Raw genomic sequence first — 23,694 nt, 5'->3', positions numbered from 1 at the left:
GCCCGGCACTCCTGATGCTGAGGCGCAAGCGACCGCTGGCAGCGTTCCGCCCGCCATCCGATCAGGTCGTTCTAAGACGGGGTGGACGAGCGAGATTGAGGAGCGCCACCCACCTTCTCCCGACCAGGCGATGCGGCCCGAGCTGGTCGTCTGGATAGTGCCGCCGTCAGGCTCGCGCTCGCCGGGGGCCGAAGGAGCCCTGATAGATTACTTCTGCCCGGACGGAGCTTGCGCGTTCGAGTTGTTCGGGTTGTTGCCGTTCTGCTTATTAGCCTCATGATGGCCCACCGCGCAGCCCGCCACCGCGCCGAGCTTGCCATGGCCCGCCATGTGGCCGGCAACACCGCCGACGATCGCGCCCTTGATGCACCCCTTCGCTTGCACCGGCGAGGCCAACGCCAGTGACAGCAGGCAGACAGCCGCAAAGATGGTCTTCATGATATCTCCTCCGAAAATTCGACGCTCGCGATGGTCAAGTCGCGAAGTGAATGGCCGTTCCGCGGCCATTGTTCGTGTGATCCATTTTGCTGCTGGTCTCACGTCACCCGCTCGGCTGCGCCTGATAAGCTCGGACGCCGCAAACGCCCGAGCTCATGCTGAGCGCACCGCGAGCATCTGAATTCGAGCTCGACACCGGGTAAGAGGTTTTTCGGCGGGTTTGCGGCCATCGGCCAGGCGCCGCAGTTCGGGCACTTAACCAGCAAGGTATCCGTTTCAAGCATCGTTGCCGTTCTCTGCCGCCCCGCTGGGCAACCGCGCCAAATCGGAGACGTTCCTGCGTGCTGGCAGACCTAGGAAAAGCTGCCGCGAAGAGCACGGGACCGATGTTGCCCCGGCTCACTGAACGGTGGCCGCGCTCAGACGAGAGGAGCGCGCTGCTCAGGACCTTGTAACGTTCGGTAGTCCGTCTACGATCCCGAAATGACAGAGCACAAAGCTTGCCCGAGATGCGAGAGGACCACGGAGCAGGGCTTCATTCCCAGCGTGGGGCGTGGGCAGTTGCTCTGGTTTGCGGGAGTGCCGCCCGCCACGTACCGCGAGTCGTTCATGTTTGGCAGGAAGGCGCTTACCGTGACGACCTATCGGTGCTCGGCCTGCGGCTATCTGGAATCGTATGCGGAGGGATGATCGCCCGACGCTAAATTGAGTGCTTCATGGAAACGATTGCTACATCTACCGCCTTTGTGCTGGCCATGCTCGTGGCGCTGGCGTTCTATTTTCGCTTGAGAATAGCAGTCCTGCAGCGGCGACTGGTCTCGCTGGAAAGAGTTGAAGCAAAGCTCGATTTGCTACTGAAGCACGGGGGTCTGAGCTATGAGCCGCTGGGTGGTTCGACGGAAATAGAGGACGCGCTCAAAGCCGGCGAGAAGGTCCGCGCAGTTTCACTTTTCCGTGCCGCGAACGGCTGCACCTTGGCAGAAGCCAAGGCAGCGATTGAAAGGGCGCAGCGGCCGTAGCCAGCGTCCCGTCATCTGCCTCTGGAGCGCTTCGGCGCGCAGCGCCGAGGCCGGAACTGGACTTCGCGCCCGCGGTAGCGGACTCCGTGGACGGAACGAATCAGCGTGACGACGTTGAATCGCCATGTGTGCCGTGGCGTTGCGTCAGTCTCGTTCGGGAGTATCGCGCGTCCACGGCGCCGTCAAAGCTGCTATTCCTGGTTACATCGAGCCGTGTGATCCCACGTTGCGCGAGAGGCCACCGCGCGGCGAAGACTGGGTCTATGAGATCAAGGCCGACGGCTACCGCGCGCAGCTGCACCTGCGAGACGGGGACGCCAAGGTCTATTCACGCACAGGCCTGGACTGGACGGAACAATTCTCCTCGATCGCCGCGAGCGCCGATCTACTCAAGGCAAACAGTGCGATTATCGACGGTGAGGCCGTGGTGTACGGCAGTGGCGGCCTGCCGGACTTCCAGCAGCTCAGGCGGGAGCTCGGCTCCAAGCGCAGCCAGCGTGTGCGCTATTTCGCGTTCGATCTCCTGTACCTCGACGGCTATGACCTGCGCGGCGTCGCGTATGAGGATCGCAAGCGCCTGCTGCAGCGCCTTCTGAAGGACGCACCGGAAACATTCATTTACGTCGAGGCGCTTGCGGCGGACGGCAACGTGATCTTCGACAAGGGGTGCAAGCTGGGACTGGAAGGCCTTGTCGCCAAGCGGCTGGGCCAGCCGTACCGCTCGGGTCGGCAGGAGAGCTGGATCAAGCTCAAGTGCAAGAAGAGCGAGACCTTTCCGATCGTCGCCTTCGTGGAGAAGCTTGGGGCGCGCCCGCGCAAGGTCGCCTCGCTCTACGTCGGCCGGCGCGAGAATGGCAAGCTGCTCTACGCCGGCAAGGTGCGTACCGGCTACACCGAGACCACCGCGCGCGAATTGCGCGAGCGGCTGGATCCCTTGATCCGCAAGACTTCTCCGCTCGATCTTGCCGTCAAAAAGCCGAAGGCGACCTGGCTCGAGCCAACCCTCGCAGTCGAGATCCAATACGGCGCGCTGACCGACGATGGCCTGCTCCGCGAAGCCGTGTTCAAGGGCTTTCGCGATGATCTTGCGGTGCGCAAGGTCAAGGCGCCGCGACTGGTGCCCTCGGTGGCCGGCCGGCCGAAGCTGGGCGTCCCCCGAGAGAACATCCTGCAGCTCCTGCCCGACGCCGTTGTGCCGTCGAAAGAAGAACTTGCCGACTACTGGCGCAGGGTGTGGAAGAAAGCCCTCCCGCATCTCGGCCATCGTCCGCTGAAGCTCGTGCGTCACGTGCACGGCACGACCTTCTATCACAAGGGGCCGTTGCCGAGGGAGATCCCGGCCGCCGTGCACCAGCTCCGTATTCAGAAGCGCGAGGGCGGCCAGGGAACGCGCCTGTGGGTCGACAGCCTGGATGGCTTCCTTGGGCTCGTCGAGATCGGCGCTGTCGAGCTGCACCCGTGGAATGCGACCGTCGAGGACTTCGAACATGCCGACCGCATCGTAATCGATCTCGATCCCGGCGAGGGTGTCGGCTGGGATGCGGTCGTGGAGACCGCGCTCGATCTGCGCACGCTGATGAAGCGCGAGGGCTTTGAAACGTGGCCCAAGCTCACCGGCGGCAAAGGAATTCATCTGATGGCGCCACTGGATCAGCCGGTGCTGCACGACAAGGCGCATCGGGTCGCGCATCAGTTGGTCTCCGCCCTCGCAGCGCGCCATCCAGACCGCTACCTGCTGTCCGCCCAGGCAAAGCGTCGCGATCGCATCTTCCTCGATTATCTGCGCAATGGCCGCGGCACCACCGCGATCGGCACCTATTCCCCGCGAGCCCGAGAGGGATTCCCCATCGCAGCGCCCGTGACCTGGAAGCGCATCGAGAGCGGGATCGAGCCGGACGCCTTCATCATCGACAGTCCGTTCCGCGCCAAACCAAGGAGGTGAGCGACGCGCGCAAGCGCCTGTTTCAGCCATTCTACCGCGGAGAGGCGCACGGGCGTTCGCAGGGACTTGGGCTGGGTCTCTATATCGCAGCCGAAATCGCCAAGGCGCACGGTGGCACGATCGAAGTGGATTCGTCCAAGACCGAGACCAGGTTCATGTTCCGGATGCCACTCGAAGGCGACGGATCGCTGCGGCCCAGTCCCAGCACGCGAGTTCGGGGACATGCCGGTTGATCTGAGCGCGGGCGAGGTCCGCCTACCCAGCGAGCGAATGCTCGAGGAAGAAGCGCAGCATTTCCCTCGTCGCATCCGGCCCCTGAGCATCGGTATAGGACCCTGCGGGACTGCCGCCCGACCACGCGTGTCCGGCGCCGTCGACATTCCAGTGTTCGGAGATCGCCCGACCGCCCCCGTCGATCAGAACGGTGCGAGTATAGCCATGGCCGTCGGGTACGCGTCCGCGAAGCACCTTGCTCGTCGGTCTCGTCGCTCCGGCCGACTGCTCGATGATCTGATCGCCATTCTTTGGATGGACCGTCGTGTCGCGATCGCCATGGAAAACGATGGTCGGCACAGAAGTTTTGCCGTTGGTAATTGCCTTGGACTCGCCTCCCTGCCGCATGGCGGCGAACGCAGAGGGAAGATCGCTCGCGGCGCCGCACGCCAAGCCCGAATGAACACCGACGGCAGCGTAAAGGTCGGGATACGTCGCGCCCATGATGGCGGCGGCGGCCCCGCCGGCCGACAAGCCTGCGACGTAGACGCGCTTCGGATCGATCGCATGGTCCCGCATGACCTGGCGGGTGATGCCGGCGATCATAGACGGCTCGCCTCCGCCGCGGCGCTGGTCGCCCGTCCGAAACCAGTTCCAGCACTTCGACTGATTGGCTCCGCTCGGCTGCTCGGGATAGACGACGAAGCAATTCCGCTCCTCTGCCATGAAGTTCATCCGGGTGCCGGCGGCGAAATCGTCCGGCGACTGGGTGCAACCATGGAGCATGACGATCAGGGGGAGCTGTTTTCCCTGAGGGCGGCTCGGGATGAACAGCTTGTAGGTCCGGCTTCCCGCTGCGTTGCTGAAGGTACCGGCGATGAACTGGGTGCCCTCGGGCGCGATATCCGACGTTGACGGCGGAGCGCGTCCGATCGGGCCTTGCACGCCCAACCCGGAAAACTTCCTCATGCCATCGAGCGACGAGTTGCGTTTGCGTCCTTGAACAGCGCTAGGGGGCGTCGGCCGACTTTCCCTCTGCTCGACGACGTCGGCCTTGGCATCGATGGTTGGCGGCTCGAGCCGCGCGAGCGGAGCCTGAGTGCCGCTGCGAGACGTCGGTGCTGGGGCGCTGCCGCCCTGAAGCATGCGCTGCAGGAGTGCGGTGGCTTCGACCAGTTGGCCGGCACGGGTGAGGCGCGTGGCTTCGCGGACCATGTCTTGATTCAGCATCGTTCAACTCGTTCTGTCGGCGAGAGCGGCCTTGACCGCGGGAGTGGCGTGAAGCGCCCCAAGCACCGACACCGACACGATGGTCGCGCGGGCCAACTCGGGAGTGACGTCCTGCGCGATGGTGGCTAAGCCCAAAACGTTGATCTGCAGCATCTCGCCGGCACGCCGCGCCGCTTCGAGATCCTCGCGGGTGTAATTGCGCAGACCGAGGTCCAGGCTCTTCCGGGCCGTGGATTGCCTCACGACGTCTGCATGACGTTCGAGCTGGTTCCGGATGGCAGTCCGGATGAAATCGGTCCGATTGGAATAGAACCCCTCCTGCACCATGAGATCGACTTGACCGAGGTCCACATAGCCAAGGTTGATCGTGATCTTCTCGGTTTCGGGAGTTTTGGGTCGCAGTTCGCGCAGACTATCAGCCATATGTCATCCCCTCGCCATCCAATCGGATGGCTTTACGCTAGATGGATGCTTTATGGCCTAGTTCAAGGGGCACATGGCCTCTGGAGCTGTAAGCGCCGACGTAAGCAGAGTTGCCGGGGGTCACTTCACCCGGTTGACGAATTCCACCGGCGTGCCCTTGGAGAGGCGTTCTGCGACTCGCTCGGCATCTCAAGTCGTGAGCCGTACGCAGCCGTGCTATTCCGACTGGAAACTTCTCCCGGGATCGGCGTGCCGTGGACCCCGTAGCTTGATGGTGAACGGCTTGAGGGAGTGAACGCCGCTGAATGGTAAGCCGGATTGTAGCGGTAGGTCGGGGTGCGATCGATCTCCGTCACCTTCAAGGTGCCGGAGGGGAATGGCTTCTCCTCACTGCCGATCGTCGCGGGGTGGAATCCTATCAGCGCGTTCGACTTGTCGAACAGCTTGGCCGTCTGCCGGCTTGTTGACTTCGACCTTGGCCGCCTTCTCTGAAGTCTGCTCGGCTCTGGAGTCGATCACGAGGATGGCCTCGCCGGCGCGGCCGAAGTGCCTTCCCGGATTCAGAGCGGACTCTCATGTGAAACTTCTCGGCCAAGCCTTCGTGCGGGCTGTCGTAGGACAGCTTCGGAATGTCCTTCACGTCCTCCATCTGCGCAGGCAATTTCTTGAGAAACGGCTCCCGCGGTGGTGTAGTTCATCGTCACCCGGCGGCCGTCCGCAGCAAGCTTTCCCCAAACACCGGCGTTGAGGTCTCGGAGACCGGCAATTGCTGCGCCTCTTCGAAGGCCCGCAGTGCTTCTTCGCGTTCTCCCCGAACCTTCTGTCGATCTCGCCTGGCGAGAAGTGCGCCCGCTCGAGCAGGACCCGCAACCGGGCCCCCGCCGGGGTCGGCTTCTCGTTGGACAGGGTCTTCGTCGAGGGCTCGGCCGCGTCGATCGCGGCCGGCTTCATTTCGGCGGCAAGCGCCGAACTCGTGACGCCCGCCAGCACAAGGCCGATGACAATGCATCCGGAGGACGCATGCAGCCTGCCTTGCGGTGGCGCCGGCGGATCCGGTTTGAGCCGCTGTCGAGTTCCAAGAGAGGGTACAGATGTTCGGCTGCGTTGGTGACTGGCTTCCGCTACGCTGCGATGATTTCGCGCAGAGCGGTCCCAAGGTCAGCCGCGGTGTAGGGTTTGGGCATGAACCGCCCGCCACTTGGCAGTTCCTCTACGGCAAACCGGGCCTTCCCCGATGTGGTGAGGATTTTGACCGGTGGCCAGCGGCGGCGAACGTAATGCGCCAACTTCAAACCATCCATCGAGCCGGGCATGTGAACGTCGGAAAACACAACGTGGACGTCCGAACGCTTTTCCAAAATGGCGATTGCTTGGTCAGCGTGCCGCGCTTCGATGACCTCGAAGCCTAACTCGGTAATTACCTCAGCAGCCATCATCATCAACAATGGCTCATCTTCAACGACAAGCACCACGAGCCGTGACTGCATGACCCCTCCCATGGCGTGAGCCTCTAAAGGGCTCCAATCACCGGGATGCCTGCAATGATGCGATGATGCATGCTAACCGCTTGATGATGGAAGGGTTCCGTCGGCTCCCGAATATAGACCAACCTTGGATCTATTGAAGTTTGTCGGATATTGTCGTCCAAGTACCGTTCGCCGGAGTGACATGGAATGAATGCTTCAAGCGGGGCCGATCAGCGCATGCGAGAAGTTGAGAACGAAAACGACGTGCTTCGCGAGCTCCTTTTGAAGGCAGGCGTTGAAGCCAACGCCCACGTGGCTGCCGCAAAACTACAAACCGTTCTTATCGGGGAACTCCACCATCGCGTAAAGAACATGCTCGCGATTGCATCCGCGATTGCGGCTCAAAGCCTACGCGATGCTTCATCTATTGACGCGGCGGCCAAGACCATCGCCGAGCGGATGAGCGCGCTCGGCGTATCTCATGATCTCTTGATCCAAGAAAGCTGGACCGGGGCGGGTTGCCGAACGCTGATCGAGAACGCGATCAAAGCATTTCAGACCAAAGGCTTCGAGCAATTCACTATTGAGGGGAACAACGTCGCCGTGTCTTCAGGACCTGCGGTCGCGTTGTCTATGATAATTCACGAGCTAAGCACCAATGCGTTGAAATATGGCGCGCTCTCAGTTGCTGAGGGACGGGTCGCCATCACTTGGTCGATTGACGCGGAAAACCAACGCTTTCATCTTGAATGGCGCGAACGCGGTGGACCGCCGGTTGTCGAACCAGCCAAAAAGAATTTTGGTAGCCGTTTCATTCAGACGGCTTTGCCCGGTCAGCTTAAAGGCGAAGCTCGATTGCTGTTCGAGTCAACCGGAGTCGTTTGCGACATCAACATTCCCCTAAGCTCGCTTCAAGAAACCATTATTGCGGTAGTCGACTAGAGCGTGGTTGGACCGCTCGACTCGTCCCCAAACGCGCGCAGCGAAACAGCGCCGGTGAAGTCGCCCAGCATCCGGTTGCCCGTGGCGCTGAAAGCAGCCGCTCCGATCATGCCTTCCCCAGGGCGCGCATCCACAGGTCAAGCGAACACGGAGCTGGCACCCAAAGCCTGCATCGTCTTGCCGCGCGGTGCCCATTGTCGCACACGGCGGCCATCCTGCTGGACCATCAAGCAACACGAGTTCAGTTCGGTACGGCGGACGTAACAGCCCCGCGATCGGCCAGAACGGCGGCGCGTCTTCATGCGGGCAGGACGACACCGGTTATGGTGGGCTCGCTGCCCGGCCTGACATCGGCGCCGAGGAGATCAAGTCCGGTGTCCCCTGGAAGCAACCGGCGGATAGGCCGCGTGTGTGTCGGCCTCCAGCTGCTCTACAGCCCGATGCCAGTATTCTTCGGCTCGCCCCTCTTGGCGCCCCTCGAGTGCCCAAAGATGGTAGGCCCGCTCTCGGATGCGCCGCTCTTGATCGGAATCAGTGCTGGAATCGGACATGTCTTCAAACTCGGATATCGCGACGGCCGTTGCCGATGGAGATCTTACCGTTCAGGCTGTGTTGGCAGTCCTTTACTCCTCAATCACCATCTCGACCAGCTTCGCTATCTTGGCACGCGTCAGATCACCGGAGTTAGAAATGTAGGGCTCAACCTCAGGGGTAAAAACGAAAGGGATACCCTTCTTAGTTCCGCTGTCACCGATGCGAGTTACGACGATGTTGCCGAATGCAGTTGAGATGCTGGTCGGAGGACCATTGCCGATTGTGAAAGAAACCCCGACTGGACGGTGGTCGTTGCGCTCAATCTGCGGAGCGAAGGAGAACTGCTCTTCCCCGAAATGATGCTTCAGCTCCTCCAGAAAAGGTATGACTTCGCGCTCCATCGCCTGCTTGCAGTGCTCGATATCGGCGGTCCGCTTGTCCTTGTTTTCTGCGGCGATGATCGCCTGCCTCTCTCTTTCGGCGACCGCTGCGGATAATTTCTGTCGGAATTTTTCAGCCAGCTGCTCGGCGTTCATTCTTGTTCCAATCGAGCTCGTCCCTGATCCATGTGTTTCATAGGACTACGGCTTATCGGCGGCACCAGCGGATCCGGACGCATCGGAGCTGGTAGGGATGCCGCTCGGCTGCTACGTGATTAGCTAGTCCTGCGAACGGGTGTGCCCGTGTCTATTTGTATGAGGCGGCAAATCAAAGTGTTGAGGAGACGAACGCGCTGCCCGTTGGTTTGGCTTCGTCGGGGTTTGCGGCTTCCGATCCACGCGGCTGATTCCGATGGGGAACCAAGAGGGGGCAGGAGAGTTGTTGAGTGTCATCGCTCAGGCAGTTGGTACGGTGCGCTCTGGCCATCGTGTAGGGCCATCGTCTCTGCGAAGATGCTACCCAAACAGGCTATCCTCAAGGATTTTGGTGCCGCTACACTACAGAGCCGGTCGAACTCAGTGCCCGCGCTCTGGGATGCTCATACGCCAAGGTTCTCGAATATCTCCCTGCTGAAAGGCGTTTGATCGTGCGTGCCGGGATCGGCTGGCCGGCTGGGACTGTAGATCATGTGACTCTCGGTGCCGATATTGGATCGCCCGTCGCCTTTGCCTATCAGACAGGTCAATCGGGGATGTCCAACCATTTGGAGCAAGTGATTCGTCTTCCGAACGCCGAAACTTCTCGCCGAACATGGGATCAAGCGCGCGATAAACGTGCTTATCCGGCGGGGTGGCGAGGGCGACATTTATCCCGAAGCCGTACCAGCCCGAGCAGATTGTCGACCCGCGTGAAGAACAACCCCGAGCGCCAAGAGGTAGATTGCTATGAATACCGTCAGAATTACGTTCATAGCCGCAATGATAGCAGTGGCTGGCGCCAACCAGGCGCGCGCTGAGTGCCAGATTGCCGACGCAGGGCTTGAAGAGGCTATTCAGCTAAATCCACGCCTCCGAGGCCCAGCCAACACTCAGGCCGTGCGCGACCTCCGGAGTTTGAGGGATGCCGCCTTTACGCTGCGGTCCTATGGGCGTCACGAAGACTGTGAGCGTCTCCTCGCCAACATTCGCGAACTTATCGCCGGACCACCCATGGGGTCCCTTGGAGACAATGATGAAGAGGCGGCCGATAAGCAAATGGCTGATAGCGAACCCAAAGCCAGGCGCGGGGCATCGTCAGGGAGCAGGGACAAAAAAGGCGCCAAGCCGTTGATGAAGATCGACCAACTTACGCCCGGCTTGAGGACCGACGAGATGATTGGGGCGGAAGTTCGCAGCTCCGATGACAAGATCGTTGGCGAGGTGCGGAACATCGTGTTCGGCACCAAAGATGGAACGGACTATGCGATTGTCGCGTCGGGAGGTTTTTTCACTACCGGCAAGGACAGCATTGTGGTCCCGATCCGATCTCTTAAGGTGACGCAGGATCGATCCAGCTTCTTTCTTCCTATTGCAAAAGAGGTCATGAAAACGGTGCCTGTGATGCCTGATCAAGACTACAAGTGGCTCTCTGATCAAGCCTGGCGTATCCACAACGATGCATTTTTTGGAAAACCCTAGGTCGTGGTCAATTTGTAGATGGACCGCTGATGCCGCACAGCCCCAACTCACCCGGCCATTGGTCGGGCTGAGGAGCGCGGAAGCGCTACAGTGGTAGTCGGTGCAACGGATTGGGACGCGGCGCAGGCATGGCGGCCAGATTTGCTCCTGAGTGCAACGCTGCTCCATCTGGCTGGCGCGCGAGGCGCGATCTTCGTTACCGAAAAATCTAGAACGCTGGCGAGTTTCATGCTCTACTGAAGCATCACCGGCCGAGGCTTTGTCCGTAGGCGTCGGTGGCTGAGAGAGGTCGCGCTCCCGCCTGCATGTGCAAGGGAGTGATCATGCCGCACCGCAAGTTAATAGCGCGCCTACAGGCAGTCGGCGGTCTATTCGAACGCGATAAGGTTAGACTCGCGCGCATACCATACAAAGTGAAGTCCCTGGCTGATGGCGAATACGCCGTGCGCGAGGGAGACAAGCCCAGCAGCTGCATCGTTGTGATCGACGGCTTTCTAGCTCGGCAAAGAGTGGTGAATGATCGAAATCAGATCTCGTCATTCTACCTGGCTGGGGACATGCCCGACTTGCCTACCCTGCATCTGCCGATTGCAGATTGTGATCTGTGCAGCGTAGGCAATTCGACGATAGCCGCTGTGTCTCATTCATCTCTCAGAGAGATGATGACCGAATCTCTCGGACTTACACACGCGTTTTGGCGCGAAACGCTGATACAGGCGGCCATCTATCGCGAATGGGTTGAGAATCTCGGAGCGCGCCAAGCCTTAGGTCGACTCGCGCATCTTCTTTGCGAGCTTACCACTCGCATGGAATTCGTTGGGCTGGCGGACAACGGCAGCTTCCGGATCCCGCTCACCCAGCAAGATGTTGCCGATGCATGTGGGCTTTCGATAGTTCACGTGAACAGGACGATCCAGGAACTCAGGGGTTTGGGCCTCATCGAATGGGAAAACCACACCGTTACTCTGCTCCGCGCCGACGAACTGCAAGCTGTAGCCGAGTTCAGCCCTGAATATTTACATGAGCTAAACCCAATCCTAGGATCAAAGATCACCACAGCTGGCTTTGGGTCGTAGGAAAAATACTGACTCACGGCCGGAGTGCCGGTAAGTGACAAGAACACCTCTGCAGCTCGGGAGGGTCATGAAGCGCGCAGGTTAGCGCCGCGTAAGCTGCCGGTCCGAACAACACGCGGTTGCTGCCCTTTTGTCGCAAGCCGACTGGCAGACCACTGCCGCTTGTGGGCCCGTGCGAGAAGTGCCCGTTTGAACTGGACGCTGCCCTCGAGGCCTACGATAGGGTTATAGCCGCTGACACCAACTCTTCGCGCGTCCGTCGATCCAACTGATTGCCTGCGCTGGTGCTGGATAGCCGAGTCCATGAGGGAACCGTGACGATGGCAGCGACGCGCTCGCTAACGCCATCTGTTGGCCCCACTCCGACGTCCGGTGAAGTGCCGTACTGCCCCCGATCAGAGCAGAGCGGACCTCATCCGCAACGTGAGTTCGCGCGGCTATAAGTATGCGGCCTACTTCGGGCTTAGGCGCTCCTCTGCTTTTGGGCGGATCCCGAAGCCCCTCACCTGGAAGCAGTCAATTCCACACGATCGGCGCCCCGCGAAGTGCACTCCTGCCGATCTGCTTAAGGCCGTCGACCGAGGTCTCGCCCTTGCTCGCGGCTTCGAGGATCATGGAGGCCACGTGCGTGCGGGCAGCGGTCTCGTAGCAAGACACGCTCTCGCACACATCTTCGAGGACCGCGCGCAAAAGCGCGGTTGTTTCAGCATCGAACATTGGAGGTCTCTCCCAGCGAAGCCAGCATCCTGCCTGAACCCGCGCAGCCTGGGATTCACGCAAGTTAGGGAGAAGGAAAAATTCTGCGAAAGGACGGAGAGGATTGAGCGTGGCCCCGCCTTTTGGGGGCTGGGGGGCTTGAGGGCGGAGCCACGCAGGCCTTGCATTCGCGCGGGCCCGCCGCATCAACGGCATCCGGCCAAACCCGTTCCATGCAGACGAGATGTCCGCTCGGAACGCAAAGAACTATGGCTCCGGAGGGCGCAGCGGGCTGTGCGCCCATTTGAGGACGTTGGGGTCGCGCAGAGGGTCGTCGTTGCAAGTGGTGCAGACGTACCGCGGGCGCTTTTCCGAAGCTTCGTCGGGTACAGCTTTCATCGGCTTGCCGCACGCGGGGCACGCCTTCCGGACCGGATGGAGCATGGCCATCTATTTCCCCCTGTGACGGCACTCTAGTTCAGCCGACAGCGGAGGCTCAAGCTGGCTGATGAAATCCTGGTCGCGTCCACGCACTATTGCGGGCCTTCTTGACTCCGCGGCCGCAGAGCACTCCACTCTGGGCAGTGATGTTGAGGGGCGTGTCATGGAGCAGGAGTTCTACCGAGGTCTGGCCCAACGGGTCCGCGGTATGGCCGAGAAGGCTGATCCGTTCACCCGGCGTCGTCTCCTCGATCTCGCCAAGCGGTACGACTCCAAGGGCGGCGCCGCAGGACGGGGAGCGACCGAACCGCCGCTGCCGGTGCCGCGCACCACGCCGCCTGCATCCAGCTTCTCCGGATCCGGCGAGGCCTGACGCGCACGCCCCTGTCGTTGTTGATGGTGGCATAGTGCGCCCCCGATCGAGCCTGGCCGCCTTCCCGCAGCGCGCCACGAGAGCCCGCCAATGGAGCCTTCCGGACCTTGCGTGCCCAGCCGGCGGTTCTGGCCTCACCAGCGAGGATTTGAGGCCGTAAGCGGGTGCGGAATCGCATTCCGCCCTGAACGCGATCCCAGCGGCTTGAAAGGGGGTCCGAGGAGGAGCTGCGCCTTGCTCCGGCGACGAGCTGCCGCGTAGGCCACCCTTCCGGCACGCTGTGCTCGGCAGCCCCGCCTAGACGAGTCAGTTCCGACCATGCCAGCGCGGCGGAGATCCATCTCTGCCGCTCTGGCCCATCGGCTTCGGCGCCAAGCTTCATCGCCGCGACGGCCTGGCCCTCGGGGCCGTACTGGATATCCATGCACGCAATATAGTTGCAGATCGTAAACGATCACGCACCGGTGTGACCGTAGCAATCCGGGGTCGGCACCATACGCGGCTGGTGTCTAGCCGTCCGGACATGCCCCGCCCCCGTCCGCCCCACTCGTTCGGCGCGCAGCCGGCTAAGGAGAACGAGCCGCTTCACGCTTTTCAGTCGTCTATGTGAGGTGACCGCGGAGACCGGCTGAAGCGTAGATGCGGATAGCGCAGGATACGTCGGTTTTCCATTCAAAGTGTCGGATGACGGTGTCGCGGTTGAACGATCCCGCCATACTGATCAGTTGAAGCGAGCCAACCATTTGCTCGACCCGGCCGGCCCTTCCCAAAGGCAGGAGCAAGCGCTCACAATCGATCGTATGGCCGCCGCTGTTGTAGGTCGAAAACACGCTGTAGATGGCGCAGCCGCTAGTCACGCACTGCTCGGCGGCGGCTAGACCGAACTCCTTCAAGGCTGGTGGAAGAACCTCTTCCATCGATTTCCCGGCCCAGCTCGAATTGAAGACCTCTCCAACGCTCGCACCTTGGTAAAGCGCGCGAAATATGTGCCCGTCTCCCCGGTGCTCAACGCTCCAGATGATGAGTTGCTTTGGGTCATGCAGCCGCGCTTCCGGCCTGAACTGATCGAGCGAAGGAAAGGGCAGATCGCCGGCCGTGCGGGCCCAGTACCGGCACATGGCCTGCTGACTGATGGACTTCACATCCGCGAATGAACCGTCCGTGTATTGCATGGCCCCAAAACCTACACGCCACCGCGTTAACGAGCCGTAGTTCGACTGCCGCAGCGCGCGCCGAAGCTGGTTTAGCGGGGGCGCGGTGGCAGGAGGCTAGTGGACCAGCGGCCCCTCATCAGGAGCGCTTGCGCTCGGCAGCCGCTGCACGAGCGACCCTACAACAGGATCGAATTGCACCGGCACTTCCGAAAAGCCCGTGAATTGCCCGATTTTCAGATACCTCCTGGCATGCGCTCAAGGTATTCTGCGCCTTCACCCACCGATCCGTGGGTTCACCTCGAGAAGCGATGTTTCAAAACGCATCGGATCTGGCCGCGATGGCCGAAGCCTTGAGCCGGTCGACGGACTACCGGGTGCTGCGCCGCCTGGTGCCACGGCCGACGTCGATGCCGCCCTCAGGACAGGAAACCAAGATCGGCATCCTGCTCAACACCGAGACGACGGGTCTTGACCACCCACGCACGAGATCATCGAGCTCGGGATGGTCAAATTCGATTATACGCCGGACGGCAGGATCGTCGGGGTCAGAGACACTTTCTCAGCCTTCAACGAGCCGTCCGCGCCGATCCCGCCCGAGGTGACGGCGCTCACCGCGATCACCGACGGCATGGTGGCGGGTCACAGAATCGATGAGGCCGCCGTGAACGCCTTCGCCGAAGGTGCCGTGATCACGATCGCGCATAACAGTGGTTTCGACCGGAAGTTCGCGGAGCGTTACTGGCCTGCCTTCGAAGGTGTGGCCTGGGGCTGCAGCGCGACGGAGATCGACTGGCGCGGACACGGGTTCGCAGGTGCCCAGTTGGGCTACCTGCTGAACGGGGCGGGCTTCTTTCATCAGGCGCACCGGGCGGTCGACGATTGCCATGCGCTGCTAGAGGTCCTGAACTTCACGCTGCCGACGACCGGAGTGCCGGCGCTCGCCGCGCTGCTGGAGAACGCCCGCCAGCCAACGGTGCGAATATGGGCCGAGCAGTCGCCGTTCGAGCTGAAGGATTCGCTGAAGCGGCGCGGCTACCGCTGGAACGACGGCAGTGACGGCCGACCCAAGTCCTGGCACATCGACGTCTGCGAGACCGCGCTCGATGAGGAGCTCACGTTCCTGCGGACCGAGATCTACCTACGGCACGTCGAGCCGCGGCTGCAGACGCTGACCGCCTTCACTCGCTTCTCTTCCAGGGTCTGACCTGGCGGCACCGCGTGGGTAGGCGGCGAACCTCGGGCTTCAGCGGCCGAGGCGCTTATCGACCTTCTTGCGGGAGTTGCCGACCTTCTTCACGGCCTTCTTCACCGCGGCGGCCGAGCGGCCGGTCTTCTTCGCCTCGTAGCCGACTTCGTACTTCTGCCCGCCGGCGACACGAGCCCGGTCCTGCTTGCGTCCTCGCGCGGTCTTCTTCTTCGCGGCTGCCATCTGCTCCTCCTTCTGCGAATCTGATGGCGGTGCAACGCCGTAAGGATTCCCGGGGTTCCCGAAGCTCCTCGCCATTGCCGCCGGACTCGAGACAAGCGGCCATCCGTCTGTGAGCGCCTGGGCTTCACCGTCGACCGGAGAAACGCGGTGGAATCAGTGGAGCGCTGACTTTTAAGATCGCGCTGCCCACGCGTCAGGTTCCTCATGACCAGCCGAAGAGGCTTCCGATCCTGCGGTGCCGACCGAACCATAGGCGATTGCCTGCGTTTACCGAGATCATGTCCGACGCTTTTGATTACTTCCGCGCTTACGCTCTCCGGGCTCTTTGCAAAGCCCGAGCGATGCCGCGGGGCAGGATCAAGCATCTGCAGCTGGTGGTCGGCCGAATTTACAATCTCCTCAAGAAAGAGGCCGCCTATGCCCCGAACACGCAGTACCTTCAGGACTTCCGGGCAGCGCAGAAGCTTGAGGAATCTCTCGAGGGTCGGCCCGATGACGGCCCGATCTCTCAAGCTCGCTTTGCTGCGGCGAGGCGGGGCGCGGAACGGGAGGCTCGTTGAGTGGCTTCCGTCGACGCTCGCACTGTAGCAAGTCTCCTGCGAGAGTACGCTCAGCGCCACCGCGTTGCGTGGCGGCAACCCCTACAGGGCAAAAGCGTATTCTCGGGCCGCCGACAGCCTGGCGGCCCTCGCAGTCCCTCTGCACGTGCTCATCGCCGAAGACCGGCTTACCGAAATCCCCGGCGTCGGCGAGGCGATTGCCGACATCATCACCAAGCTTCACAAGAGCGGCACTCATCCGAGCCTTGAAAAGCTCCGGAAGGAGATTCCGGAGGGCGTGCTCGAGATGCTCGCCGTGCCCGGTCTTCCCCCGGAGAAGGTTCTGCGACTCTACGAGGATCTCGGCATCACCTCGCTCGCGGAGTTGGAGGCCGCCGCCAAGGACGACCGCATCCAGAAAGCCAAAGGATTGGGCGCCGCCCTGCAGACAAAGATTCTGCAGAACCTGGCCATCGCGAAAAGCGGAGAAGGTCGCCTCCACCTGCACCGTGCCGCCGCTCTGCTTGCGCACGCCAAGGATTCGCTTCGCAAGGCCCGGCCGGAGCTCAAGCGCGTGACGATCGCAGGCGACTTCCGCCGCGGCTGCGAACTCGTCGGCGACCTCACGATCGTCGCGGAGGCTCCCAAGCTCGACAAGAGGTCGAAGGCATCCGCGGCGGACGGACTGCAGATCCGCCTGTCCGACCGCAACCACTTCGGCGCCGCCCTTCTTTTCGGCACCGGCTCAGCCGCTCACATCGAGAGGCTCCAGGCTTTGGCCCCGGAGAAAGGAATGCGGCTGGAGAGCGACGGGTTGCACAAGGGTCGCATCCTGATCGCCGGCGACGAGGCCCAGATCTATAGCGCCCTCGACCTGCCGTTCATCGCTCCTGAACTGCGGGAGGGGCGCGGAGAGGTCGAACTGGCTCAGAAGGGCAACCTGCCGAAGCTCGTCACCGACAACGACTTGCGCGGAATCCTTCATTGCCACACCGATGCCTCCGACGGCACGGAGACCCTGGAGACGATGGCCAAGGCCACGCGCCAGCGCGGTTTTGAATATTTCGGCGTCGCCGACCACTCCAAGTCCGCGCACTACGCGGGCGGTCTCTCGGAGGAAGAGATCGCGCAGCAGCACCGGGACGCCGACCGGTTGAACAAGCGCTTCGGCAAGGATTTCCGGATCCTCAAAGGCATCGAGTCAGACATTCTGGCCGACGGCTCGCTGGACTATGCGGACGACGTGCTGCAGCGCTTCGACTTCGTGGTCGCAAGCATCCATGGCCGCTTCAAACTCGACCGCAAGGCGCAGACGCAGCGGCTGCTGCGCGCCGTCTCCGATCCTCACACCACCATCATCGGCCATATGACCGGGCGCCAGCTCCAGCGGCGGCCAGGCTACGAAATCGACGTCGAAAAGGTGCTGCGCGCTTGCGCGAGGCACGACGTCGTCGTCGAGATCAACGCCCATCCATGGCGCCTCGACCTGGATTGGCGCTGGCACCAGGCGGCGCTGGAGTTCGGCTGCATGCTGAGCATCAATCCGGACGCGCACTCGATCCCCGAGCTCGACCACATGCACTGGGGCGTCCAGATGGCGCGCAAGGGCGGTGTCCCCGCCGACCGCGTCCTCAACGCGATGCCTCTTCCGGAAATCACGCGCTACCTCCGCCAGAAGCGGCGCTCATTCGCCCGGGCCGCCTGATGCCGAAGCCGCACCCGCTCTCCTTGGAGGGCACAGTGGTCGCAGTTGCGGCCGATCGCGGTCACCACTTCAGCAAGCCCCCTCAGGATCGGATCGTGCTGGTGGAAGGCCACGGCGTCCAAGGCGACGCCCACGCAGGCCCATTCGTCCGGCACCGTTACCTTGCCCGCCGCCGGCCACGCCTGCCCAATCTCCGGCAGGTTCACCTGATCCCGTCCGAACTCTTCGCGACGCTACTTAAAGCCGGCTTCAAGGTCGGCGCCGGCGACCTCGGCGAGAACATCAGCACCGCCGGCTTGGCCCTCGAGTGGATGCCGCTCGGGACGCTCATTGAGCTCGGAGGCACCGCGATCGTAGAACTGACCGGCCTCCGGACGCCTTGCGTTCTGATCGACCGCTTCCAGCTCGGCCTTAAGCAACAGGTGCTCTCGTCGGCGGAAACGGGCCCTCCGTTCAAATCCGGGGTTTTGGGCGTGGTACGGGCAGGCGGGATGGTCGCGGCTGGTGATACCGCGCGGGCTCGCCTTCCGTCCTCCTCGTTTCGGCCTCTGCCGGCCGTGTAGAAAGTCCAACCATGGCTCGCAAATCGACCCTGCCATATCGCCTGCAGCCCATGCTGGCCACGTTGACGGATGCGCCGTTCGACGATCCCGATTGGGTCTTCGAGGACAAATTCGATGGTTTCCGCATGGTCTCGGAAATCCGGCGTGGTCGGGTCGCGCTCTACAGCCGCAATGGAAAGATCATCAGCCACTCCTACCTGGAGGTCGCGAAGGCGCTCGAGGGCGTGAAGGCGGACGCCGTGATCGATGGCGAGCTCGTCGCGATCGGCAAGGACGGCGCATCCCATTTCCAGTTGCTCCAGAACGCCTTGCGCCACGAGGCCAAGCTCTTGTACTGCGCGTTCGACCTCATGTTCGCGGGGGGCGAGGATCTACGCGCGCTGCCACTCCTCGAGCGCAAGAAGCGGCTAAAGGCGATCTTGCCGCGCCACAAGCTGCTCGCGTTCAGCAACCACCGCAAAGGCAAGGGAACGAAGTTTTTTGCAGAAGCCGAGCGGAGGCATCTCGAAGGAATCATGGCCAAGCGCGCCGATAGCCCATACGCGTCCGGACGCCGGACCGCCGATTGGCTGAAGGTGAAAACGGCGCAGCGGCAGGAGGTCGTGATCGCCGGCTTCACGGCGCCGCGGCGAACCCGGCCATTCTTCGGCGCCCTCGTGCTGGCGGTACGCGAAGGCGACGCATGGCGGTACATCGGCCACGTCGGCACCGGCTTCAGTCACCAGGTTCTCGAAGAGCTTCACGGCAAGCTCGTGAAGCTCAAGACAGGCAAGTCCCCGTTCCCCGCCAAGGTGAAGGATGAGCACGTCACCACTTGGGTCCGTCGTTCGTTGGTCGCGGAAGTGAAGTTCGCCGAGTGGACCAGCAAGGGGGAGCTGCGTCAGCCGGTCTATCTCGGCCTCCGGTCCGACAAGAAGGCCAGGGACGTCGCTCGCGAAAAGAGTTGGTCGCGAAAATAAGGGCAGCGGAGGCGGAAAGTCTCGGATTTATCCTGCTTCGCGCTCGGTTGCCGAAGGCCACGGCGGCAGGGGCGGCAACCCGAGAGCTTTTCGTACCGGTCCGAACGACCGGCGGTGAACTGCGCATGCACCAAGCCTGGCAAGAGCTTCGTAATGAGCCGGCACGGGGTAGCCCTTATGATCCGCGAAGCCGTAGCCGGGGTGACGAATGTCGAGAGTCCGCATGACCGTGTCGCGTTCGACTTTCGCCAGGATTGACGCAGCAGCGATGCTGGCGGACTTGGCGTCGCCCTTGATGATGGCCTGCTGGGGCAGGTCGATCTCCTTCAACCGCTTCGCGTCTATCAGCAAGTGCTGCGGCCTCAACCCTAGCCCTCGGACTGCACGCTGCATGGCTTGGATGCCCGCCCAATAGATGTTGATCGTGTCGATCTCCTCGACCTCTACGAACGCCACACACCAACTCTCTGCCTTTGCCTTGATCTCCTTCGCGAGTTCTTCGCGAGCCGCGGCGTCGAGTTTTTTCGAGTCGTCAATTCCGACTATCCGCGTGCCGGGTTTCAGGATCACAGCGCCAGCGGAGACCGGCCCGGCGAGCGGGCTCATTCCAGCCTCGTCCACGCCTGCGACGGCATGATGGCCGCTTGCCCAGAGAGAGGTCTCGAAGCGGAGCATCTTGCGGAGGCGCTGCCCTTCGGACCTATTTTCGAAACGCCGCTTATCGATCGAAGCCAGGATGGCACGGGCTCCCGCGCGGGTGTCGGCCCGCAAGATCTGCTCGATGCTGGCCTCGAGCGGCCTTTTCTCGACGACATAGCGCTGGCGCAATGCACCGAGTGAATATTGGGACATAGCGGCCTTCGTGAAGACTGACTGTGGGCAGCGTGTCCGTGAACTTTGTGGCGATTGTCTGAAGTTATCCGCCCGCGTGGTCGTTGCCAGCGTGCGCGGCGATGAACATTGCGACCGCCGACCGGCAATAGGATTCAATTTCGTCGTCGTCCTTTGCTCTCGCCTGATCGAAGCGTGCGATCATCAGGAGATCGGATCCTTTGAAAAGCGCGGCAAACAAGCGGGCGGAGCGGAGAGGATCGGGCACGTTCAGAAGCACCTTAGCGTGCAACTGACGCAACAGGGCTTCGATTTGGGCGATGACATGGGCGGGGCCGGCTTCATAGTGGAGCTTGCTTAACGAGTTTTGATTGGTCTTGTCGGCAATGACCATGGCTTCGACACTGCGGACGTCTGATCTCAATAGCGTGCGAAGCAGTGATGATCCCACCGCCATGAGCTGATCTTCGACCGAACCGTCGACCCTTTCAAGAAGGGCCTGTGGTGCAAACAATTGATGGCAGCCGGCCGCGATGGCCGCGCTGAACAGCGCCTCCTTGTTCTCGAAACGCCGATAGATGCTGAGCTTGGATATCTTCGCCCGCTGGGCGACCTTGTCCAAGGTCGTCGCTTGGAAACCCAATTCCACAAAGAGTTCGCTCGCGGCGTCGAGTATCGTTTGGCCAAGCGCTTGGTTGGCGGGCCGGCCGCGTCGACCCTGACTGTTTTCGGTCACGATAATTCCAGTACTTGACAGTATTCTAATTCTTGCATTACGATACCATATAGTATCGGAAATGTGCAAGCCAATGGGTAGGTTTCAACCTGTCCTCCAACGGAGCCCATCACCATGGATGACGTCATCATCATCGGAGGCAGCTTTGCCGGTCTGGCCGGCGCCCTGCAGCTCGGCCGTGCCCGCCGCAAGGTCACCGTTCTCGATACCGGCCTGCCGCGCAACCGCTTCGCCGGCCACTCGCATGGCCTGCTCGGCCACGATCACAAGCCGCCGCTGGACATCCTGGTCGAGGCGCGGCAGCAGCTTGCGCGTTATCCCACGATCAAGCTGGTCAGGGCCCGGGCCGACAGCGTCTCCGGCGCCATCGACGGTTTCTCCGTCCTCACCGGCGATGGCGAAAGCCTTGGGGCGCGACGCCTGATCCTGAGCTATGGCGTCGCCGACCAGATGCCTGACGTTCCGGGCTTTGCCGAAGGCTGGGGGACGTCCATCGTGCCCTGCCCCTATTGCGACGGCTTTGAAGTCGCCGGCCAGCATTGGGGCCTCGTCTGGTCCGGCCCGCAGTCGCACAATCAGGCCAGGCTGTTCCTCGACTGGACCGACAAGTTGACTGTCTTTGCCAACGGTCGCGACATTCCGCCCGATATCCAGGCCGATCTGGCGCGCCGCAAGATACCGGTCGTCGATGGCCGGATCGCCGAGATCGCCCATCACAAGGGGCATATCGCCATCGTCAATCTCGATACCGGCCGCAATGTCGCAGTCGATATCCTGTTCGCCCATCCGCGCACCAAGCCGTCCGCAAGCCTGCATGAATCACTGGGCCTCGCCACGGTGGATACGCCGGGCGGCATCGTTCTCAAGGTCGACGAGCGCCGCCAAACCAGCATGCCCGGCATCTACGCCGCCGGCGACCTCACCACGCCCTTCTTGCCCTCGGTCACCCAGGCATCATCGCAGGGCGCGATGGCGGGTATCTTCGCCCAGCAGTCGATGCTGGTTTGAGATCAAAGATTCCCTTTTTCCCGAAATCAGGATTTCCGATGATCGACGACCTTCCCATTGTGCTCCTCCATGGCTCCGCCACCGGCTCCCACTCCTGGGCCGCGGTCCGCACAGGTCTTGAGGCGCGCGGCGCCAGGGCGTTGGCACCCGACATGCTCGGCTACGGACGGTCGCCGACACCGAGCGAGGCGTGGCAGCCAAAGGACGAGGTTTCCCACCTGCGCGGCTGGCTCGACATGCAGGGCGTCGGCGCGTTCCACCTCGTCACCCACTCGCTCGGGGCATTTTTCGGACTTCACCTGCGGCTGGCCGTCGGGTCTCGCGTGGCGCGGCTCACGTTGGTCGATCCTGTGGTCGTCAGCGTGCTGCGCGTGCCCGGGGAAGAAGACGCCCTGCGCGAGGGGCAGACCCTGTGCAATCGGTTCATGCGCGCGTGGCCGGATCACGGTGCGGCCGCCTGCCTGCTGGTGGAGCACTGGAGCGGCGCCGGCGCGTGGAACGCGCTGGGCGAGAAGGGGCGTGCGCTGGTTACACGGCTCGCACCGCGGCTAAGGCTCGAGATGACCGCCAGCGCAGCCGATCGGACCACGCTCGCCGAGTTCACCTCGACCGCGGTGCCGACCTCGGTGCTCGTCGGCGAGCGGACGTCGGTCGCTCCGCGGTCGGTGAGCCGTCTGCTCGCGGGAGCGTTCGACGCCCACACGGTCGTTGTCCCCGGCGCTGCACACATGATCCCGCTGACCCACCCCGCCGCGGTCGTCGAGGGGATTCACGCCGGCATGGTGGCGTCGTGAGACGCGCCGAGCCTCGCTACCAGGTGATCGGCCTCGAACAGCCCCTTCAACCAATTCAACACCAATTGCAGAAGCCGCCAGTGAAGTTGTCCGGTCACACCATTCCGTCACCGGCGGAAGCTCCGGTATCGCTCTGAAGGAAACCTTGACATGAAACACTCCCATCCCATCCTCGTCACCGGTGCCGCTGGCCAAGTTGGAGCGATCGGACCGAGCGTGACGAAGTCTCTGCTGGAGCGCGGGCTGAAGGTGCGCGCCATGGTCCGCCTGGATGACGGCCGGGCGGAATCGCTGAGGGCACTCGGTGCCGAGGTGATCGTCGGAGATCTGCTCGACCTGGACGCGGTGCACCGCGCCCTGGATGGCTGCAAGCGCTTGTACTTCAGCATGTCGGCCAGCGAGAAGTATCTCGAGGCTACGACGAACGTGGCGGCGGTTGCCCGGCACCATGGCGTCGAAGCATTCGTCAACATGTCGCAGATGACGGTCTCGGAGATGAGCATCCGTGAGACCGCGCGCAGCCCGCAGCACAAGCAGCACTGGCTGGCCGAGCAGGTGTTGCGGTGGAGCGGCTTGCCGGTGGTCACGATCCGTCCCACCGCCTTCATGGACGCGTTCTTCTGGCGATTTGCCGTTCCGACTATCACCGCTCAGAACGCGCTGATGTTGCCCTTCGGAGAGGCAAAGACGTCGCCAATCGCCGCCCACGATGTTGCGCGGTGCGTGACAGAGGTGTTGGTGAATCCCGAATCTCACTTTGGAAAGGTTTACGAACTGACCGGTCCCCGTGCGGAGACTCTTCGCGAGGTCGCCGAAGATTTCACAAGAGTCTTGGGGCGCCCGATCACCTACATGAACATTCCGTTGGAACCGTGGCTGGAGAGCCTGCGATCCTTTGGCGCATCCGCACACGTGGTCGCGCACTTGGAGTCGATGGCACTGCTGCACCGGGACGGCCGATACGACCGATCCTCGGACGATGTGAACCTGCTGACCGGTGTGTCGCCGATGTCGGTCGAGGAATTTGTGCGCGCGCATCGGGACGACTTTCAAAAGGCAGACGCGCGCAAGCCGTAATCTTTCGCTTATAGGCCGGATGAACTGCATCGTCTCGGAAGTCCCCGGC

The 23,694-nt window shown here is 62.3% G+C and carries 23 protein-coding genes and 2 pseudogenes; 14 read left to right on the top strand and 11 right to left on the bottom strand.

The annotated features are described in order from the left end of the window. Nucleotides 1-207 precede the first annotated feature (207 nt). Nucleotides 208-438: a hypothetical protein gene (locus tag IVA93_RS29710; RefSeq protein ID WP_018455636.1), complete on the bottom strand. Its 231-nt coding sequence runs from the start codon at nt 436-438 to the stop codon at nt 208-210. 716 nt (nt 439-1,154) lie between these two features. On the opposite strand from IVA93_RS29710, the gene IVA93_RS29705 reads away from it, so the two are divergent. The 3 genes and pseudogenes from IVA93_RS29705 to IVA93_RS29695 form a co-directional block, all read left to right on the top strand. Continuing rightward, on the top strand, nt 1,155-1,457 hold the full coding sequence (locus IVA93_RS29705; RefSeq protein WP_247369845.1) for a hypothetical protein: 303 nt from the start codon (nt 1,155-1,157) through the stop codon (nt 1,455-1,457). A gap of 124 nt (nt 1,458-1,581) precedes the next feature. After that, entirely contained in the window at nt 1,582-3,399 is a 1,818-nt protein-coding gene (ligD, locus tag IVA93_RS29700) for a DNA ligase D (protein ID WP_247452882.1), read from the top strand. 2 nt (nt 3,400-3,401) lie between these two features. Then, nucleotides 3,402-3,632 (top strand): annotated as a pseudogene (locus IVA93_RS29695) (sensor histidine kinase); the annotation flags it as partial. Nucleotides 3,633-3,654: 22 nt separating this feature from the next. Here IVA93_RS29695 and IVA93_RS29690 read toward each other — a convergent pair. From IVA93_RS29690 to IVA93_RS29680, 3 genes are all read right to left on the bottom strand, one after another. After that, on the bottom strand, nt 3,655-4,842 hold the full coding sequence (locus IVA93_RS29690) for an extracellular catalytic domain type 1 short-chain-length polyhydroxyalkanoate depolymerase (protein WP_018455631.1): 1,188 nt from the start codon (nt 4,840-4,842) through the stop codon (nt 3,655-3,657). Nucleotides 4,843-4,845: 3 nt separating this feature from the next. Next, nucleotides 4,846-5,265: a ribbon-helix-helix domain-containing protein gene (locus IVA93_RS29685; RefSeq protein WP_018455630.1), complete on the bottom strand. Its 420-nt coding sequence runs from the start codon at nt 5,263-5,265 to the stop codon at nt 4,846-4,848. Between the two features lie 1,121 nt (nt 5,266-6,386). Next, nucleotides 6,387-6,752, bottom strand: a complete 366-nt coding sequence (locus tag IVA93_RS29680; protein ID WP_039799526.1) for a response regulator — start codon at nt 6,750-6,752, stop codon at nt 6,387-6,389. A 186-nt stretch (nt 6,753-6,938) separates the two neighbouring features. On the opposite strand from IVA93_RS29680, the gene IVA93_RS29675 reads away from it, so the two are divergent. Beyond that, the gene (locus IVA93_RS29675; protein WP_018455627.1) at nt 6,939-7,673 is read left to right on the top strand and encodes a sensor histidine kinase; all 735 of its coding nucleotides are present in this window, start codon (nt 6,939-6,941) and stop codon (nt 7,671-7,673) included. A gap of 365 nt (nt 7,674-8,038) precedes the next feature. Here IVA93_RS29675 and IVA93_RS41255 read toward each other — a convergent pair whose 3' ends face one another. Together IVA93_RS41255 and IVA93_RS29670 are read right to left on the bottom strand one after the other, a co-directional pair. After that, on the bottom strand, nt 8,039-8,224 hold the full coding sequence (locus IVA93_RS41255) for a DUF2934 domain-containing protein (RefSeq protein ID WP_083926404.1): 186 nt from the start codon (nt 8,222-8,224) through the stop codon (nt 8,039-8,041). Between the two features lie 72 nt (nt 8,225-8,296). Next, nucleotides 8,297-8,743 carry a hypothetical protein gene (locus tag IVA93_RS29670; RefSeq protein ID WP_018455625.1) on the bottom strand — a complete coding sequence of 149 codons (447 nt, stop codon included), beginning with the start codon at nt 8,741-8,743 and terminating at the stop codon, nt 8,297-8,299. Between the two features lie 789 nt (nt 8,744-9,532). On the opposite strand from IVA93_RS29670, the gene IVA93_RS29665 reads away from it, so the two are divergent. Continuing rightward, nucleotides 9,533-10,264, top strand: coding sequence for a PRC-barrel domain-containing protein (locus IVA93_RS29665; RefSeq protein ID WP_018455624.1), 732 nt, complete (start codon nt 9,533-9,535; stop codon nt 10,262-10,264). A 323-nt stretch (nt 10,265-10,587) separates the two neighbouring features. Continuing rightward, the gene (locus IVA93_RS29660) at nt 10,588-11,340 is read left to right on the top strand and encodes a Crp/Fnr family transcriptional regulator (RefSeq protein ID WP_247360727.1); all 753 of its coding nucleotides are present in this window, start codon (nt 10,588-10,590) and stop codon (nt 11,338-11,340) included. A 516-nt stretch (nt 11,341-11,856) separates the two neighbouring features. Here the strand turns inward: IVA93_RS29660 and IVA93_RS29655 are convergent. After that, nucleotides 11,857-12,057: a hypothetical protein gene (locus IVA93_RS29655; protein WP_018456175.1), complete on the bottom strand. Its 201-nt coding sequence runs from the start codon at nt 12,055-12,057 to the stop codon at nt 11,857-11,859. 583 nt (nt 12,058-12,640) lie between these two features. Here IVA93_RS29655 and IVA93_RS29650 point away from each other — a divergent pair. Further along, nucleotides 12,641-12,850 carry a hypothetical protein gene (locus IVA93_RS29650; protein WP_026233100.1) on the top strand — a complete coding sequence of 70 codons (210 nt, stop codon included), beginning with the start codon at nt 12,641-12,643 and terminating at the stop codon, nt 12,848-12,850. A gap of 602 nt (nt 12,851-13,452) precedes the next feature. Here the strand turns inward: IVA93_RS29650 and IVA93_RS29645 are convergent. After that, nucleotides 13,453-14,022, bottom strand: coding sequence for a PAS domain-containing protein (locus IVA93_RS29645; protein ID WP_018456173.1), 570 nt, complete (start codon nt 14,020-14,022; stop codon nt 13,453-13,455). Between the two features lie 484 nt (nt 14,023-14,506). Here IVA93_RS29645 and IVA93_RS29640 point away from each other — a divergent pair, with 484 nt between their 5' ends. After that, nucleotides 14,507-15,208, top strand: coding sequence for a 3'-5' exonuclease (locus IVA93_RS29640; protein ID WP_018456172.1), 702 nt, complete (start codon nt 14,507-14,509; stop codon nt 15,206-15,208). Between the two features lie 39 nt (nt 15,209-15,247). Here IVA93_RS29640 and IVA93_RS29635 read toward each other — a convergent pair whose 3' ends face one another. Next, a complete protein-coding gene (locus IVA93_RS29635; RefSeq protein ID WP_018456171.1) occupies nt 15,248-15,433 on the bottom strand; it encodes a DUF3606 domain-containing protein in 186 nt (61 codons plus the stop codon). A 560-nt stretch (nt 15,434-15,993) separates the two neighbouring features. On the opposite strand from IVA93_RS29635, the pseudogene IVA93_RS29630 reads away from it, so the two are divergent. From IVA93_RS29630 to ligD (IVA93_RS29620), 3 genes and pseudogenes are all read left to right on the top strand, one after another. After that, nucleotides 15,994-17,677 (top strand): annotated as a pseudogene (locus IVA93_RS29630) (DNA polymerase/3'-5' exonuclease PolX). Then, entirely contained in the window at nt 17,677-18,240 is a 564-nt protein-coding gene (locus IVA93_RS29625) for an MOSC domain-containing protein (protein ID WP_018456168.1), read from the top strand. Before IVA93_RS29630 ends, IVA93_RS29625 begins: the two are co-directional and overlap by 1 nt. An 11-nt stretch (nt 18,241-18,251) precedes the next feature. Then, nucleotides 18,252-19,199, top strand: a complete 948-nt coding sequence (gene ligD, locus IVA93_RS29620; protein ID WP_247368917.1) for a non-homologous end-joining DNA ligase — start codon at nt 18,252-18,254, stop codon at nt 19,197-19,199. A gap of 27 nt (nt 19,200-19,226) precedes the next feature. On the opposite strand, the gene rnhB is transcribed toward ligD (IVA93_RS29620), so the two are convergent. After that, nucleotides 19,227-20,051, bottom strand: a complete 825-nt coding sequence (gene rnhB / locus IVA93_RS29615) for a ribonuclease HII (RefSeq protein WP_026233098.1) — start codon at nt 20,049-20,051, stop codon at nt 19,227-19,229. 64 nt (nt 20,052-20,115) lie between these two features. Next, entirely contained in the window at nt 20,116-20,766 is a 651-nt protein-coding gene (locus IVA93_RS29610; protein ID WP_247368920.1) for a TetR/AcrR family transcriptional regulator, read from the bottom strand. A gap of 114 nt (nt 20,767-20,880) precedes the next feature. Between IVA93_RS29610 and IVA93_RS29605 the strand changes: the two genes are divergently transcribed. From IVA93_RS29605 to IVA93_RS29595, 3 genes are all read left to right on the top strand, one after another. Continuing rightward, nucleotides 20,881-21,774, top strand: a complete 894-nt coding sequence (locus IVA93_RS29605; protein WP_247402903.1) for an NAD(P)/FAD-dependent oxidoreductase — start codon at nt 20,881-20,883, stop codon at nt 21,772-21,774. Next, nucleotides 21,771-22,568, top strand: a complete 798-nt coding sequence (locus IVA93_RS29600; RefSeq protein WP_198293413.1) for an alpha/beta fold hydrolase — start codon at nt 21,771-21,773, stop codon at nt 22,566-22,568. Before IVA93_RS29605 ends, IVA93_RS29600 begins: the two co-directional genes overlap by 4 nt. 150 nt (nt 22,569-22,718) lie before the next feature. Further along, entirely contained in the window at nt 22,719-23,645 is a 927-nt protein-coding gene (locus tag IVA93_RS29595) for an NmrA family NAD(P)-binding protein (RefSeq protein WP_247368926.1), read from the top strand. Nucleotides 23,646-23,694 lie beyond the last annotated feature (49 nt).

Source organism: Bradyrhizobium sp. 155 (genome assembly GCF_023101105.1).
Classification (GTDB): domain Bacteria; phylum Pseudomonadota; class Alphaproteobacteria; order Rhizobiales; family Xanthobacteraceae; genus Bradyrhizobium; species Bradyrhizobium canariense_D.
Note: the sequence above shows the minus strand (reverse complement) of the source record. Positions and strands in the feature narration are given on the sequence as shown.